Genomic DNA, 15,273 nt, shown 5'->3' on the forward strand with positions numbered 1-15,273 from the left:
TGACTTAGAACAAAGGTATGGTTATCGGCATGTCGCGGGAACGGACGTGAGCGCCCGAAGCCCATGGCAGCGGTTACAACAATGTGCGGCTTATTGACCGTGAATCGAGAGAAGAGTAAATACCGTGTAGAACACCGCATAAAACGTGCCTAGCCCAACAATCCACAGAAAAGCGTTGCCTTTCATTTTCTCCGGTTGCCACATGAGGATTCGCTCCTTTACTTTTCACTGGCCAAACAAATTGTGAACAATTTGTGTCTGACTTAATTATTGAACATTTTGTGTCAAAAATCAAACAATTTATTGAACTTTTTATTTATTTTTATGGCAGAATAAAAAAACCATGCCTCAGTAAGGCATGGTCGTTTTGGTTATTCATTGGTGCACGGGGAACGGGTCACCCTTTTAGTGGAGAAAAACCTTCCTCCGCCAAATATTCGCCGGCCTCCTCGCGGGTATCGAAGGCCATCTCCAGGCTCAGGCCGGAGTAAATATACCACAAGTCGTCTTCGTATTTGAGCGTCAGCTTTTCGCCTTTGCTATTCGTCCAGACGCCGCCGGGCGACGTGCTTCGGTTGGGTGCTTCCGTTGCTTCAGGGCGTGAAGCGGGGGCTTCGCCCTCCCGGACGGACATTGCGTTAATCGTCTCCCGGACCAGTTGCCGCAGTTCCGGCTCAGCCATTTCCCGAATGTTGACGAACCCTTTATCATCCGTCTCATAACCGTCTAGCAATCCGGCGTAAACATACCCGTTCCCGTTCGGGTGCAGGTGGTAAACGACGGTTTTTTTGTCATAAGCGCTGCCTTCATAGTGAAAATTGACCCGGCCCAGCGATACGTTTCTTTGCTCCAGCTCGGGGAATGATTTGAAGACTTCCAATTTCTGCTCAAACGTCAGCATGTTGCCCAACCTCTCAAACTCGCAAATTTGCGGGATTCGATGGTTAAGGCTCGTCCCGCGCTTATCGATTATATCATATCGGCGGGCAAGACCAGAGCTCGCATGCGGCCGTTAATGTGGGATTGACTCAAAATGTTGCACTTTGTGCGATAAATTTGCGGAGTTCCGACCGTTTAGTTCGAAAATGTTGCACAGACTGCAGCATTTTTGGGGTTTCTGGGTTTTGTATTTTCGAAACATTTTATCCTTGTGAGCCTGGGTGGGAATGAAATCCTGCAGAAAGTGCAACATTTCTTCCGTCTTCAGTGGGAGAAGCTCTGCTCCAATACGTTCCGTTTCCTCATCCACCGCAAAAAGGTATAATTAGCCTAAGTAAGGATCGCGTCGAAGGAGGAAGGATCAATGGGAGAGGCGACAATCAAGTGGGGAATCATGGCGGCCGGCGGGATTGCCGAGTCGTTTGCGGGGGACCTGGCATCCGCCAGTAATGGCGAAGCGTATGCCATCGGGTCGAGAAACTTGGAGAAAGCCGAGGCGTTTGCCAAGAAGTTCGGGATTTCCAAAGCGTATGGAAGCTATGAGGAGCTGGTGGCTGACCCGGAGGTGGACGCCGTTTATGTAGCCACTCCGCATCCTTACCACAAGGACAACGTCATGACCGCGCTGCGGGCGGGGAAAGCGGTCCTTTGCGAGAAGCCGTTTACGGTCAATTCCGCGGAGCTTGAAGAGCTGGTTGCTTATGCGCGCGAACGCAAGCTGTTCCTGATGGAAGCGATGTGGACGCGGTTCCTGCCGGTCATTCGCCGTGTGCGGGAATGGCTGGCGGCCGGACGGATCGGCGAAGTTCGACTGGTGAAAGCCGACTTCGGATTCCGCGTTGGCTGGGATCCGGCCGGGCGACTGCTCAATCCGGAACTTGGCGGCGGGGCATTGCTGGATGCCGGCATCTACCCGATTTCGTTCGCGTCCATGGTGCTGGGTCCGCATCCGCAAAGCGTTCAAAGCACGGCACACCTCGGGGAAACGGGGGTCGACGAACACTTCTCCGTGTTGTTGACTTACGGGAACGGGGCAACCGCCTCCTTGAATGGTGCCGTACGACTGGCGATCGGCAACGACGCGTATATCCATGGGACGAACGGCAAGATTTACGTGCCGGGGTTCCTTAACGCGACCACAGCTACGTTGTACGTCGACGGGGAAGAGCCCGAGACGGTCAGCGATAACCGGACTTTTAAGGGTTATGCCTATGAAGCCGAGGCTGTTGGCCGGGCCCTGCAAGCCGGTTTGACCGAAAACAGCGACATCCCGCTGGATGAATCGCTGGCCATCCTGCGCCTGATGGATCAAATTCGCGGGCAGTGGGGTCTGAAATATCCGTTCGAATGAAATCAAGAAGGAGTAGTTTCAAATGATCGATGATACCCATCAATTGCTGGAAGAAAATAATATTAAGCACGCCATCATTGGCGAGCGGATGCAGCGTTTGGCAGAGATCCTGCCAAGCCTCACCAAAACCAGGCTGGCTGCGTTAGCCTCGGTCTACAACATCTCCGGACGTTCCAAAATGAAGAAGGAGGAGCTCATTGCCGCTGTGCAGGCAGGCATGGAGGACTCCGAGATGCTTCAAACGGCCTTCCTCAATAGCCGGCCCAAGGAATGGGAGCTGTTTGGTTCGCTGCTGGACGGTTCCTATCAACCCAGCAACGCGACTCCCTTCGGGTATTACTATTATTTCCTGGATCGCGGCTTGCTGTTTACCTTCTTTGAGAATAATCAGCTGTATTTGGTGATCCCAGACGAAGTAAAGTCCGCCATCCGGAAGCTGGACCAGCCGTCATTCCGCAAAGCGTTGCAAAGGAGCCATCAACTCTATAACTACCTGATGTCTGCGATCAATTTGTACGGAATCATCGCGCCGGCCAAGCTGGTAGAAATCATCAATGCCCAGAACGGCGGCGAATCCATCTCGGAAGAGGAATTGCTGCAACAGCTTGAAAGTTTTCTTCAGCGGACGGATCAGTATTTCGAGCTGCGGAAGGGATATATCGCATCGTTGGACATGGAAGACAAAGAGTTTGAGGACCTCGTAGACAAGGTGCAAGGGAAACCTCATTTCGTACCGGACCAGCAAGAGCTGTTCAAATATGCGGATCACGATTATTTTGAGATCACCCCGCAGCTCACGGCGCTGCGGGAATTCGTTACCAAGGAATTCCGCCTGGATCCGGAAAGCGCGGAGTATTTGGTCGATGACATTCAGCTCAGTTGCTCGATGGAAGCCTCGCTGCAGGATCTTCTCTACGAGTTTGAGAGACGGGATCTGGATTTTACGTCCCAACAACAGGCACAGCAAACCGTCGCTCTTATCACCGACGTATACGACCATACCCGGATGTGGTCTAACGCCGGACATACGCTGGACGAGCTGCGCCAGATGCAGGAGATGTCCGGCGATCAACCGGCGACGCCCTCCATACGAGGACATATCGTTCAGCAGGTCCGATCCAACAAAATCGGCCGCAACGAACCTTGCCCATGCGGAAGCGGTTTGAAATACAAAAAATGCTGCGGTAAGTAAACTTAGTGATATCAACAAAAAGGCCGTCTAAGCGCTACAAAGCTTAGACGGCCTTTTTTGGCATTCAGTGACGACTACCCGACATCAGCCGAATCTGACATTGGCGGATCGCTTGATTCCGCTTGGGAAAAGAGCTTGCGGTATTGGCCCGGGGTCAGGCCGGTTTCCTTCTTGAACTTGCGAATGAAGTTCGGGGTGTCGAGATAACCAACTCGCTGGATGATGTCCTTGAGCGGATCGTTGGTGGAGGTCAGGTCGTTCATCACCGCCATCATTCTCTTCTGCCAGATGTACTGAACGAAGTTGATGCCCATCTGATCCTTGAAAGAGCGGCTGAAATAGGATACCGAAATCGAATATTTGCAAGAGATTGCCTCCAGGCTTAGAGCATGATCCATGAAGTTGCTGTCGATATAAGCGACGATCCGATCCATCAGGGAATGCTCTTCCTTACGTTCGTTCTGCAGGGCAAGCTCACAGATGCGAGAAGCGAGGCGGAGGAAGTGGCGCTCCAGCTCCTGCAAAGAATTAAACGCATCGGATCCGGGAATATCGGGCGTCCAATCGCGAATGCCCATCTCCATCCCCGTGCGCAGGATGGCGTTCAAGATGTCAAAGCTGATGCAGCGCTTCATCTCGACGGTCAGGTCCGGACCCTGTAACACATTCATTGCCTCGGCGATCGTTTGGGCCGCGACCTCATAACTGCCTTGTTTTAAGCTTTGGGATAACTTCAGCAACTCGTTTTTCGGCACCCATGACGTTTCTCCCGGTGTATGAGACAGCTTCTCGAAGAACGTGATGCTGCCGTGTCCGGCAAACATCCGAGACTCGAAGGCGGAGCAGGCCTCGATGAACGATTGGTTCAACTGGTCGGGATCGTTGTAATAAGTACCCACACCGATCATAGGGTCGATGCGGAACCGCTCCAACAAGTTGTCGTGGATGCGATGCACGATCCGGCGGAACTGATCGGGCCCGGACCAGGATCCGACCTTATCGAAGCCGACGATTAACGCGATCTGCCCCGGCTTGGGTAGCTCGACGCTGTACAGGCGCGCTCCGTATTCGGGAACCTCCGCCGCCGTAAGGCGGCCAATCATTGCCTGCCAATCATGACTGTCCAACCGACTCTTCGATTCCTCATCCCGGCCGATGACCATGGCGAAATATTGAGCTTTGGTCAGGTCGATTTCCAGCGAATGCAAAAGCTGCGGTACCAGGCTGCGAGCATTTCCGTATTTCAGCAGCATCAATAGAAAATGATTGCGCGCGTACGGCTCCTGCAAATCGGCACGCGAGCTGTATTCCTGCAGCGCCGTGCGGATGCGGTCCAATTCGTTGCCGGATTTGCGAGGTTCCGCGGCTGGCCGGCCAGACTTCGACTTGGAATCGGCGAACTCGAGGAGATCGTGGATGGGATGGAACTGTCGCCGGGCCAAGATCAAGGCGGCCGCGGTTCCGACGACCACCAGCACGGTCAAGAGCAAGATCATCAAGCTTCGAAGGTGTAGCACGCTGCCCAGAAACTGTGCGCTTGGCATCAAGGTAACGTATTCCCAGCCGTTCATGTCCGACTTGACCGAGACGACCGAATGCGATACCCCGCCTAAATCGATGCTGTGGATTCCTGTTGAAAGCGTAAACAATTTTTCTAGGTCCGTTCCCTGAAGCGGTTGTTCTTGGTTGTTTTTGGAGGCCATTACGCGACCGTTGTTATCGAAAATATAGGATGACCCTTCGTAGTTACCGAGAATGGTATCAATCAGCCCGGTCAATTCTGATTTCCGAATCAAGTACATTAATGTTCCATGCGGATTCGGATTGTTCGGGGTGATGGGCACGAGGTAGGCCAGGACCGATTGCCGCATGTTTCCATTTTGATTGAGCATCTCGGTAGGTTGGATGACGGGATACTTGACGGAGTTTAGATCCTGGACCAGCTTCGGACCCTCCCAGTCCAGAAAATGATAATGCTCGTGAAACACGTCCAAGCTGGTCATTCCTGCGGTGGAATAAATCTTCTCATCCCCATGGAAGTACAGGAACATCTCCCCGATGATCGGGCTGGTCGCTTTGTAATTTTTGAGTGCATTGATCGCTTCCAGGCTGTAATACGGGTCGTGTACGCGGTAGCGGGCCAACTGAACGTCGTAAGCAACCCGCGAGGCAATATCGCTTAGTTGTTTGACATGGGTGTCGACGATCGTTCGGGCCTGGGACAACTGATTTAAATGAGATTGTTCGATTTCGGAGCGGAGATTGCGGACCGCGCTGTTATAGATGAAGACCGATAACAATGCAAGTGGAACCAGTAGCATGAACAAGTAAGACCAGGTGTATTTTTGAAAAGTTTAGACTTGAAATAATTCAGCTTCACTTTGCGTCTGCCCCCTGTCCGCTCTATTTTTTTATCTAAAATGTAAAGGAGATTCCCGGATAACGCAAGGGAAGAAAGTAGCGGTTCATCGGGAAAGAGCATGTTATTTTTGCTTATCGAGGCTTGTCTGCCGCCCGTTGTTGCCGTAGTTCGGGGTATTGTCAGTAAAAAAATACACATCGCCGCCGCTGCCTCGGGACAAGGACATGTCAACTTTAATGACACAAAAATCGTCCGATTTGTTAAATTTGCCTCTCCGCTTTGTTAACGTAAAGCAAAATGACATATTTACGAGGGTGGGGGAGCTCCGGTACACTTCAGAAAAAAAGGAGGAGTTGTTTGATGCAGAAAAGCGCGCCAACCGTTCTTGACACCAGGCCGATTACCCCGTTCGCTACGAAAAGGAAACTCAGGACAAAAATCCTCCGGAATTGGCAGTTGTACATTTTTATCGCTCCGGCTTTATTAAGCGTTCTGATCTTTAGTTACGTTCCGATGTACGGGATCCAAATCGCATTCAAAAACTTCATACCTGTAAACGGGGTTCTGGGAAGTCCGTGGGTAGGCTTCGACCACTTCGTCCGATTCTTTAATTCCTATTATTTCTGGGATCTGCTGTGGAACACGCTGGGCATCAGTCTTTACGGGCTGGTCGTAGGGTTCCCGCTCCCGATTATCCTGGCCTTGGCTTTTAATGAGGTGAAAGACGGCTTCTTTAAACGGACGGTACAGACCGTGACCTATGCGCCGCATTTTATATCGATGGTTGTCATGGCCGGGATGATCATTACGTTCCTGACGCCTTCAACGGGCATGATCGTCAATGTGATCGAAGCGTTTGGTTTCACGCCGCCCGATTTTCTGACTGACCCGCGCTGGTTTAAAACGGTATATGTATTCTCCGACGTGTGGCAGGGGACCGGCTGGGGGACGATCATTTACTTAGCGGCGCTGACCGGCGTTGATCCGGGATTACACGAAGCGGCTATCCTCGATGGGGCTTCACGCCTGCAGCGGATCCGTTACATCAATATACCGGCGATTCTGCCAACGATCACGATCCTGATGATTCTGAATATGGGCAGCCTGCTCGGCGTGGGATTTGAGAAAATCCTGCTGCTGCAAAACCCGCTGAACATGGAATCCTCCGACGTCATCTCAACATTCGTATACCGATCAGGCTTGTTGGATGCGCAGTACAGCTTCTCCACGGCGGTTGGCTTATTCAATTCCGTCGTGAACGCGATTCTGCTCATTACCGTCAACCAGATCGTCCGTCGCACCAGCGAAAACAGCCTATGGTAGAAGAAAGGAGTGGGGAACGTGGTATCGGCAATTAAAGAAACGCGGCGGGATCGGCTATTTCTGGCTTGCAACTATGTGTTTCTGTTACTAGCGCTGGTCGTCGTCGCTTACCCGATTCTGTATATCATCAGCGCCTCGATCAGCACCCCGAAATACGTCGCTTCCGGGGAGATGTGGTTATGGCCGATGGGCCTCACCTTTGAGGGGTATCAGCGGGTGTTCCGAGATCCGCAAATCTGGACCGGCTACGGGAACACGATCCTATATACGGTGCTGGGTACGATGGTCAATCTGGCGGTGACGATCCCGGCCGCTTACGCGCTCAGCCGCAAAGACTTTGTTGGACGGAACTTGTTCATGGGGATCTTCATGGTCACGATGTTCTTCAGCGGCGGGCTGGTGCCAACCTATTTGCTGATCAAGGATCTGGGCTTGGTGAACAGCATGTGGGCCCTGATTTTGCCGGGGGCTACCTCCGTCTGGAATCTCATCGTTTGCCGGACGTATTTCCAATCGACGATTCCGAAGGAGCTGCAGGAGGCAGCGGAAATCGATGGCTGCAGTAATTTCCGGCTGTTTTTCCGCATCATCCTGCCGCTGTCGACTTCGATTATCGCGGTCATGGCCTTGTTCTTTGGAGTCGGGCACTGGAACAGCTACTTCTCCGCGATGATTTACCTGAACGACCATGCGAAATATCCGCTGCAGCTCGTACTCCGGCAAATTCTCGTCCTGCAGGAGATGTCGTCGCAAACCGGCTCCATCGATGCCGCTACGGCGACGGCGCTGAATAACCGGGCGGAAGTGGCCGCGCTGGTCAAATACGCGGTCATTATCGTGGCCACGCTGCCGGTCATTGTGGTGTATCCTTTCCTGCAACGCTATTTTGTGCAAGGTGTCATGATCGGTTCCGTTAAGGGATGATCTTGCCATACATCAATAACCTATTCAAAAGGAGGATTCATTCATGCAGAAGCTGAAAAGACGCGGAGCGTTAGCCTTGAGCTTGCTCCTGCTGGCCTCGTTGCTGGCGGCCTGCGGTTCATCCGGCAATACGGCGGGCGGCAACACGGCAGGCAATTCGGGAGGCGAGGCGAACTCGGGCACGAACGCTTCCAATTCCGAGAATACCGGAGGCGTAAAGAAAGATGGCTTTCCGATTGTCGATGAGCCGCTTACGTTGACGATGTTCGCTCCCGACGCGGGAATGGCGGACTGGAACACGATGCCCGTCATTCAAGAGATGGAGAAGCTGTCGGGGATCAAAGTAGAGTTTCAAACCTCGCCGATCGATAGCTTCAGTACGAAGAAAAATCTGGTCTTCGCCAGCGGCGACCTGCCGGACATGCTGTACGCAGCAGACATTACTCCAGCGGAGCAAGTCACCTACGGCAGCCAAGGAATTCTGATTCCTCTGGAGGATCTGATCGACAACTACGCGCCTAACTTGAAGAAGATCCTCGATGAGAATCCAGATGTACGCAAGAATATCACGACTACGGACGGACATATTTATGCCCTGCCGTTCATCGATACCGCGGCGGTATGGTACCGCGGCCCGATGTGGTATAACGGTAAGTTCCTGAAGGCGTTGAACGCGGAGGAGCCGAAGACGACGGAAGAGTTGTACACGTACTTGAAGCGCGTTAAGGAAGAAGACCCGAATGGCAACGGCAAAGCCGACGAAATTCCGCTTTCCTCCGTCAAGTTGGACGATCTGCGAATGTTCTTCCTCGGGTTCTGGGGAATGTATGACACGGTCATCTACGCCGACAAGGACGGCAAAGTCCACTATTCGCCGCAAGAGGAAGGATATAAGGGTTATCTGACCTTTATGAACCGCTTGTGGAAGGATGAGTTGTTGGACCATGAGACGTTCTCTCAAACCGACGACCAGAAGAAAGCAAAGGGTAAAAACAACCAGGTTGCCTTGTTTAGTGATTATCATCCTTACTTCACGCTTGGCGGGGAGCCAAACGCCGATCATCCGCTGATGACGCCGGTGGCCAGCGAAATTGCCGGTACGCCGGTGTACGGCAAGCATCCGGGCATGTCCGCTAACGGGACGTTCGCGATTACGAAGAGCAACCCGAGTCCGGAAGCCACGATGCGCTGGATCGACTATCAATACAGCTATGAAGGGGCCACCTTGTGGACCCAAGGTCCGGAAGGACTGCTGTGGCAGTACAAGGATAAAGAAAACAAGGTCAAGGAATGGCTACCGGTACCTGGCGGCAAGGAACGTGAGGATTATCGCGGAACCATTACGCCAAACTACGGTATTTTGACGCCGGGCGTCAATCTGAAAGAATTGACAAACGGGTTGAAGAGCGAATTCGACGAATGGATTGATCAGCAAACGCAAACCAAGTTAGCTCCGATCGGCAAGCCGCCGTTCCCGAACGCTTTCTTGACGACCGATGAACAATCCGAGGTTTCCGCCCTGCTGTCCGACCTGAAGACGTATGTGACGCAAATGGAGGCGAAGTTCGTGACCGGCCAAGAGCCGCTCGAGAACTGGGATAAATACGTCAGCCAACTGAAGAAAATGGGCAGCGATCGCGTCGCCGAAGTATATCAAGCCGCCTATGACCGTTGGAATCAAGGAAGCTAAGAAACCTAAGGAAGATAAACCTTGAAACGTTAACTTACATTTTCGGACCGAGATAAGGAGGCATCCATGAGCGAGGAGAAATCCGCGACGAACCTGGAGCCATCGGCCGAGCCGCAGACCGAGGCGCCCACCGAGGCGCCTTTTGCGGCTGAACCGGCGGTGGAGCAAGGCGTACACAATTACAGCAGCGAACGAAATTGGGTGAAGCCGGAGGACCCGGTGATCTTGGAACGTTTGGAATGGTTCCAGGATCAGAAGCTGGGCCTGATGATGCACTGGGGGCCTTACTCCCAGCTTGGACTGGTAGAATCCTGGGCGCTCAGCGACGAGGACGGGGATTGGTCCCGGAACGACATCGACTGGACGGAAGACATGGAACGCTTCAAACAGGAATATTTTGATTTGAACCGTACGTTTCATCCGATTCGCTTCCAGCCGGAATTATGGGCGAACGCCGCGGCTGAGGGCGGCTTCAAATATTTGACGTTTACGACAAAACACCATGATGGCTTTTGCATGTGGGATACGCATACGACTGACTACCGGATCACCGGACCGGACTGTCCGTTCCATACGCACCGTTATGCGGACATCTGCCGGGACTTGTTCGATGCGTTCCGTGCCGAGGGGTTGGCGATCTCCGCTTATTTCTCCAAGGCGGACTGGCATACGCCTTATTATTGGGCGCCGGGCATGGAACGAGGCAGCCGAATGTGGCGCGGGCCCTCGTACGATCCGAAGCAATACCCTTGGCTCTGGGAGCGATTCGTCCAGTTCACCCATGAGCAAATCATGGAGCTGATGACGAGGTACGGCCGCATCGACATGCTGTGGCTGGACGCCGGGTGGGTAAACGCCCGCCGCGATCAAGACATCCGGCTTGGCGAGGTAGTGGAGAAGGCACGGCAGATCCAGCCGTGGCTGTTGACGGCGGACCGCACGGTTGGCGGGCCGTACGAGAACCTCATCACGCCGGAGCAAACGGTGCCGGAGCAACCGCTCACCGTCCCTTGGGAGAGCTGCATCACGATGGGACACTCGTTCTCGTTCAGCTATAGCGACAGCTACAAGTCCGTCCGCGAGCTGGTCCACCTGCTCGTCGAAATCGTCGCCAAAGGCGGCAATCTGGCGCTGAACGTCGGGCCGCAGCCGGACGGCCGGCTGCCGAGACCGGCGCTCGAGCGGATGAAGGGGCTAGGCGAGTGGCTGAAGGTTTACGGCGAAGCGATTTACGGAACGCGGATCTGTGAGCCGTACGCTTCAGGGAATAGCTTCTTCACGCGCAAAGGGGACACAAGATACGCGTTAGTGCTGCTTCAAGAGGACGCTGAAGCAACGGCGGGGGACTTGCTGCTGCCGCTTCCCGCTTCCGGCATCGGCCGGATCGACCTCGTTGGCGGAGCCGAGGGGTTGGATTTCCGCCCGTCGCTGGAAGGCGGGGTAGCGGTTCGCCTGCCGGACGTTGTGCGGCAGGAGGAGACGCCGATCGCTTGGGTGCTGCGCATCCGGTGAGGGCGGGGGGCCTCAATGACATGTGCGTAACGGACCTGAAAGACCTTATTTTCCGGAAAAGATGTCAATTTGCCATTTAACGGACTGGAGAGCCGTTATTGACTCGGAATAGTCCGGATTACTGCTCGAAAACGCCAAATAAGGTCAACTGGGTCCGTTAGATTTTGAAAACAGAGCTTATCGGCAAAATAACGGCGCTGGGGTCCGTTAGCGTTAGCTCAAGGACCGGTTGGCGAACTTTACCTCAATCAGGAAAGGAGAGAGAACGATAGTGAATTTCAGCAAAGTGCCTGAACCGGTGATCGAGTTCGCCCCGAAAACGTATGTCTGCAAACGGGCCGTCGCCGGGCCGCTCGTCTTGGACGGGCGGATCGATAAGCCGTTCTGGGATGCCGCCGCATGGACCGACGACTTCGTCGACATCGAAGGCGACCTGCGGCCCAAGCCAAGGAAACGGACGCGGGCGAAAATGCTATGGGATGACGAGCATTTCTACGTGGCTGCCGAAATGGAGGAGGATGAAATTTGGGGGACGCTGACGGAACGGGACTCGGTGATTTTTCATGACAACGATTTCGAGATTTTCATTGATCCGGACGGCGACAGCCATCTGTACTACGAATTTGAAATCAACGCGCTGAATACCGTTTGGGATTTGCTGCTGGTCAAGCCGTACCGTGACGGCGGCCCGCCGGTAAACGGCTGGGATATTCGCGGATTACGCACCGCGGTGTATATAGACGGGGAGCTAAACCATCCTGCCGCGAAGAACCGTCTATGGAGCGTAGAGATTGCGATGCCATGGGCTTCGCTGCGCGAATGCGCGCCGGAGGGGCGGCCACCGGTGCCGGGCGAATTCTGGAGGGTAAACTTCTCCCGGGTGGAATGGCAGGTGGAGGTGCAGGATGGGCGGTACGTCAAGCAAGTCAACCCTGCGACCGGGAACCCTTATCCCGAGGACAACTGGGTCTGGTCTCCGCAAGGGATCGTAAACATGCATTACCCCGAATTGTGGGGTTATGTCGTATTTGCGGATGAAAGCGCCGATGCGGGCGGGGGATCCGCCGGGTTCCCGCTGCCGCAGGATGAATACGTCAAATGGGAGCTTCGGCGGTTATATTACCGGCAGCGCAGCTATTATGCCCGCTGCGGGCGGTTTACTGCGGAGCTTGCTGAACTCGTCACCGCGGAAGAAATGAATACGTTTCGCATCCGGCCAAAGGTCGAGGCGGCAGGCGGGAGATTTGAGATATCCGCGACCACCTCTGACGGGAACGGGATTTTCATGATTCGGGAAGACGGAAAACTGTGGAAGGAGCGATCGTAGATGAGCGTAGAGACACCGGCGTTTTCGCTGAGCGAACAGGAGCTGGAGCAGATTGAACGCAGGTTTGCGGAGATTCGAACGCTGGCCCGAGGCCGGGAGAAGGCGCTGTTTGGGGAATTTGACGGCCCACTGACTACGGAAGAGACATGGGCCCTGAAATTCCTGTATGTGCATATGCCACTGAACGATTTGGCCGATTACGACGGATCGCTGTTCTTGGCTCATGTCCGCCAGGCGTTGGCGGTTCGAAAGCGGGTGCCTTGGGGCGACCGGGTTCCCGATCCTCTCTTCTTGCATTTCGTGTTGCCGTGCCGGGTGAACACCGAGAACATCGAAAAGTTTCGCGAGGTGATTTATGCGGAGCTGGGACCGCGGACGGCGGGATGTTCGATGGCGGAGGCGATTCTTGAGGCGAATTATTGGTGCCATGAAAAAGCCACCTACATCGGCAGCGACTTGCGCACCTTGTCGCCGCTTGGCATGATCCGGAACGCGCGGGGTCGTTGCGGCGAGGAGTCGACGCTGGCGGTCGCGGCGCTGCGCAGCATCGGCATTCCGGCGCGGCAATGCTATACGCCGCGTTGGGCGCACTGCGACGATAACCATGCCTGGGTCGAAGCTTGGGCCGACGGCAAGTGGCATTACATCGGCGCATGCGAGCCGGAAGCCCGCTTGGACCAAGGCTGGTTCAGCGGTCCGGCGCGCCGGGCGATGCTGGTGCACACCCGCGTCCCGGCGACCTATCCCGGCCCGGAGGAAATCACCGTGAAGGGTGGACCGTATGCGGAGCTAAACCTGCTGGCGAATTATGCGCCAACCCGGACGATTGCCGTGGAGGTGAGAGAGGCGGACGGCACGCCGGCGGCAGGAGCGAGGGTGCAGTTCCAGCTGTATAACTATGCCGAGCTGTTCCCGCTGGCCGAGCTGGTGACGGATGACCAGGGCGAAGCTCGGTTCACGACCGGTTACGGCGATCTCATCGTCCGGGCCGTACGGAATGAGGCCTGGGGTCAGCGAAAGATACGGATCGCTGATGGAGACCGGTTCGAGGTCGTACTAAACGGAGCGATATCGGATCAGCCGATCGGAACCGAAGACTTCGAAATGGTGCCCCCACCGGAGCTGGATGGGCCGGAATCAGAACCGCTCTCCGCGGAACTGCTGCGGCGACATGAACAGCGGGTGGCCGAAGGGGCCGCTTTGCGCCGGGCTTACGAGGAGACGTTCCTGACGGAGGCGGAAGCCGAGCAGCTCGCGGCCCAGCTCGGGTTACCGGCGGAGCGGTTGTGGAAGGTGCTGGAGCCTGCCCGCGGCAATGGCCGGGAGATCGCCGCTTTCCTGGAGGAGCGCGTCCCAGAACACGGAGAGTGGCCGCTGCTTTTGCTCGAGAGCCTACGGGAGAAGGATTTGACCGATACGATGCGGGAGACGCTGGACGACCACTTGGCCGGATCGCTGCCATGGAAGGATTCCTACGGCCGGGAGCTGTTCGTGCCGTATGTCATGTGCCCGCGGGTGTTGTTTGAAATGATCGGCCCCTACCGGAAGGAGCTGCAGGCCCGCTTTACCGAAGCGGAGGTGGCCTTCTATCAAGAAGATCCATCCCGGATTGCAAGGCTTCTGAATGAAGGCTGGGAGCTGCGCGAAGGGCCGGGGAACCTGCGTGGGAAAGCGGGGCCGCTGGGCACGTTCCAGCTGCGGGTCGCCGACAAAGGCTCGCTGGACATCTTGTTCGTCGCCTTATGCCGGAGCTTGGGCATTCCGGCAAGGCTGCATCCCAGTGAGCAGAAACCGCAGTATAACGCGGGCGGAACGTGGGTGGACGCCCCAGTCGGGCCGGTTCGGGAAGAGGTAGATACGGAGGAAGAGGCACTCCGTCGTATTGGCATGCTGCGCCTGGGCCGCGAAGCGGAAGGCCGAACCGATGAGCCGGTCGCTTCGTACATGGAGAACTTCACCCTCGCTCGGCTTGAGGGGGGTTACTACAAAACACTGCTGTATCCACATGGCAAAACCGATGTGTACGATACGGCTTTCGAGGTGGAGCCGGGGGAATACCGAATCACGACCGGCGTGCGGTTGAAAGACGGCACAGTCCTAGGGCGGCTGACGTACTGCCGGGTTGACGAGCAGACGGAGACACAGGTCACGCTAAGCTTTCCGGCTCCGTCGCAGCATATCCCCGTGTACGGGACCCCCGATCCGCAAACGCCGCTATGGCGAGCGGATGGGACCAAAACAACGCTCAGTGCGCTTTGCGGAGGAGAACGCGGCGCGATGATCGCTTGGTTGGAGCCGGATCGGGAGCCGTCGAAGCATCTGCTGCGCGAAACGGGAGAACTCGCGGAAACGTTTGATGTCCTTGGCATCCCAGTGATCTTTGTTCTCGGCAGCGACGATGGCAAGCCGGCTCTGGCCGCCCCTGCCCTCCCTACAGCCAGTTTGCCGGGCGGCACGGTATTCGTAAGCGACCCCGGCTACGCGGCGTTGAAAGATTTGACCGCTGCCGGCATCCAACTGGGGGGCGGGGGCTTCCCACACTTATTTGCGCTGGATCGCGAGGGAAACATCCGCTACATGCAATCCGGTTATAAACCGGGCAGCGGCAAAGAAGCGTTGCAAGTGTTAAGCGAGCTATAGTCGACAAATGGAT

10 protein-coding genes are annotated in these 15,273 nt (G+C 55.3%); 8 read left to right on the forward strand and 2 right to left on the reverse strand.

Annotated elements, in window-relative coordinates:
- Positions 1-397: 397 nt before the first annotated feature.
- Positions 398-901, reverse strand: coding sequence for a hypothetical protein (locus tag KJS42_RS19865; RefSeq protein WP_213623907.1), 504 nt, complete (start codon positions 899-901; stop codon positions 398-400).
- A gap of 402 nt (positions 902-1,303) precedes the next feature.
- On the opposite strand from KJS42_RS19865, the gene KJS42_RS19870 reads away from it, so the two are divergent.
- A complete protein-coding gene (locus tag KJS42_RS19870) occupies positions 1,304-2,290 on the forward strand; it encodes a Gfo/Idh/MocA family protein (protein WP_213623908.1) in 987 nt (328 codons plus the stop codon).
- 22 nt (positions 2,291-2,312) lie between these two features.
- The gene (locus KJS42_RS19875; protein WP_213623909.1) at positions 2,313-3,482 is read left to right on the forward strand and encodes a Rho termination factor N-terminal domain-containing protein; all 1,170 of its coding nucleotides are present in this window, start codon (positions 2,313-2,315) and stop codon (positions 3,480-3,482) included.
- 74 nt (positions 3,483-3,556) lie between these two features.
- On the opposite strand, the gene KJS42_RS19880 is transcribed toward KJS42_RS19875, so the two are convergent.
- Complete coding sequence (locus tag KJS42_RS19880) at positions 3,557-5,803, reverse strand: helix-turn-helix domain-containing protein (RefSeq protein ID WP_239483510.1); 2,247 nt, start codon at positions 5,801-5,803, stop codon at positions 3,557-3,559.
- 401 nt (positions 5,804-6,204) lie between these two features.
- On the opposite strand from KJS42_RS19880, the gene KJS42_RS19885 reads away from it, so the two are divergent.
- From KJS42_RS19885 to KJS42_RS19910, 6 genes are all read left to right on the forward strand, one after another.
- The gene (locus KJS42_RS19885) at positions 6,205-7,167 is read left to right on the forward strand and encodes an ABC transporter permease (RefSeq protein ID WP_213623910.1); all 963 of its coding nucleotides are present in this window, start codon (positions 6,205-6,207) and stop codon (positions 7,165-7,167) included.
- An 18-nt stretch (positions 7,168-7,185) separates the two neighbouring features.
- Positions 7,186-8,091, forward strand: a complete 906-nt coding sequence (locus tag KJS42_RS19890) for a carbohydrate ABC transporter permease (protein WP_193415639.1) — start codon at positions 7,186-7,188, stop codon at positions 8,089-8,091.
- A gap of 43 nt (positions 8,092-8,134) precedes the next feature.
- Positions 8,135-9,781 (forward strand): extracellular solute-binding protein, encoded by a 1,647-nt coding sequence (locus KJS42_RS19895; protein WP_193415638.1) that lies wholly within the window; start codon positions 8,135-8,137, stop codon positions 9,779-9,781.
- A gap of 66 nt (positions 9,782-9,847) precedes the next feature.
- Positions 9,848-11,293: an alpha-L-fucosidase gene (locus KJS42_RS19900; protein ID WP_244868560.1), complete on the forward strand. Its 1,446-nt coding sequence runs from the start codon at positions 9,848-9,850 to the stop codon at positions 11,291-11,293.
- 271 nt (positions 11,294-11,564) lie between these two features.
- On the forward strand, positions 11,565-12,620 hold the full coding sequence (locus KJS42_RS19905) for a carbohydrate-binding family 9-like protein (RefSeq protein WP_213623911.1): 1,056 nt from the start codon (positions 11,565-11,567) through the stop codon (positions 12,618-12,620).
- A complete protein-coding gene (locus tag KJS42_RS19910) occupies positions 12,621-15,260 on the forward strand; it encodes a transglutaminase domain-containing protein (protein ID WP_213623912.1) in 2,640 nt (879 codons plus the stop codon).
- Positions 15,261-15,273: the final 13 nt, after the last annotated feature.

The sequence above is a fragment of the Paenibacillus sp. J53TS2 genome (assembly GCF_018403305.1).
Lineage (GTDB): Bacteria > Bacillota > Bacilli > Paenibacillales > Paenibacillaceae > Fontibacillus > Fontibacillus rhizolycopersici.